The organism is Neoroseomonas rubea, from assembly GCF_016106015.1.
Taxonomy (GTDB): domain Bacteria; phylum Pseudomonadota; class Alphaproteobacteria; order Acetobacterales; family Acetobacteraceae; genus Neoroseomonas; species Neoroseomonas rubea.
Genome location: NZ_JACADQ010000581.1, coordinates 1 through 1,373, shown reverse-complemented (window position 1 = coordinate 1,373; position 1,373 = coordinate 1). Strand labels below are relative to the sequence as shown.

Annotated in this window: 1 pseudogene; it reads right to left on the bottom strand. The window is 76.0% G+C overall.

Annotated elements, in window-relative coordinates:
- Positions 1–1,341, bottom strand: a pseudogene (locus tag HW577_RS25040) (DUF3971 domain-containing protein); the annotation flags it as partial.
- Between the last annotated feature and the right edge of the window lie 32 nt (positions 1,342–1,373).

Genomic DNA, 1,373 nt, shown 5'->3' with positions numbered 1-1,373 from the left:
GGCCGGCGCGCCGGGCGGCGCCGACAGCGCGGGGGCCAGGTCCAGCACCGGCCCGCGCAGCGCGATCGTCCATCCCCCGCCCGGCTGCGGCGGGGCGAGATCGGCGGTGAAGCGGCTGCGGCCGAGCACCGCCTCGGTGATCTCAATGCGCTGCGGGATGTTCCGCTCGGTGCGGTCGGCGCGGGCGCGGAGCGCGACGCCGGGGCCGTCGACGCGGATGCCCTCGATCGCCCGCAGCTGGCCGTTCTGCAGGACGAACTGCGCCTCCCCCGTCGCCGGGGTGCCCGGCGGCCGCGCCCAGGACAGCGCCTCGACGGCCAGGCGCGCCTCGCGGAAATCGGCGCGCAGCGCGACGCGGCCCTGGCCGTTGCGCCGCGTCTCGGTGCGGATGTCGAGGCCGACGATCCCTTCCACGAAGGGCCGCGGGTCGAGCCCGAAGGTCGCGATCTGCCGCGCCTCGGCCCGGCCCGTCACCGTCTCCCGCGCCACCACCTGGCCGGGCGCGCCCGGGCGGAAGTCGGCCTCCTGCTGGATGCGCAGCGCGATGCCCGCGACCGTCGCAGTGCCGTTCGCGCGCAGCCCCTGGGTGTCGGCGGCGAAGTCGAAGGCGCCGCGCTCGAGGTCCCGGCCCAGCACAGCGCGCGGGATGCGCACCTCCGTCCCGCGGCCGGTCGCGCTGATGCGCATGACCTCCACCGGCAGATCGGCCAGCAGCGGGAAGCCGAGCAGAAGCCGCCCCTCGCGCAGCGTGCCGGTGATCTCCGAGATCGGCGGCGGCCGGTTGCGAAACAGGCCGAGCCGCGGATGGCGCAGGATCGTCCAGACATCGGCGACCGGGCCGGAGACGTTGAATTCCATCTGCGCCGTCTCGGGCGTCGGCACCAGGTCGAAGCGGATCAGCCCGTCGCGCACGCGGATGCCCGTGCCTGATTGCCGCCCGCCGGTCAGTTCCAGTTCGATGGCGTCGAGGCCGAAGCGCGCGCGGCCCGTGGCCTCCTCGGCCGGCGGGATCGGGCGCAGCCAATGCACGGTCAGGGAGTCCGCGAGCGCGCTGCCCTCGAAGGCGGTGACGCGGACGGCGCCCGTCGCGACCTCGCCTTCGGCCACGAGGCGCCAATCGCCGTCATGCGCCCGGCCCGATGTCACGTTCTCGACCAGCCAGGTGCGCGCGCCGCGGCCGAGGCCCGCCGGCCAGTAGTGACCGATATCCGCGAGCGCGACCTCATCCAGCCGGAGCCGCGCCTCGGCACGCCAGCGGCCCTCCTCGAGCCGCGCCTCGGCCTCCGCGCGGATCAGCGGCGGCGCCCCGGCGGCGGCGGCAGGCGGGCATCTGGAGCCCAAGAAGGGATGATCGCGGCCATCGTGCTGATGGG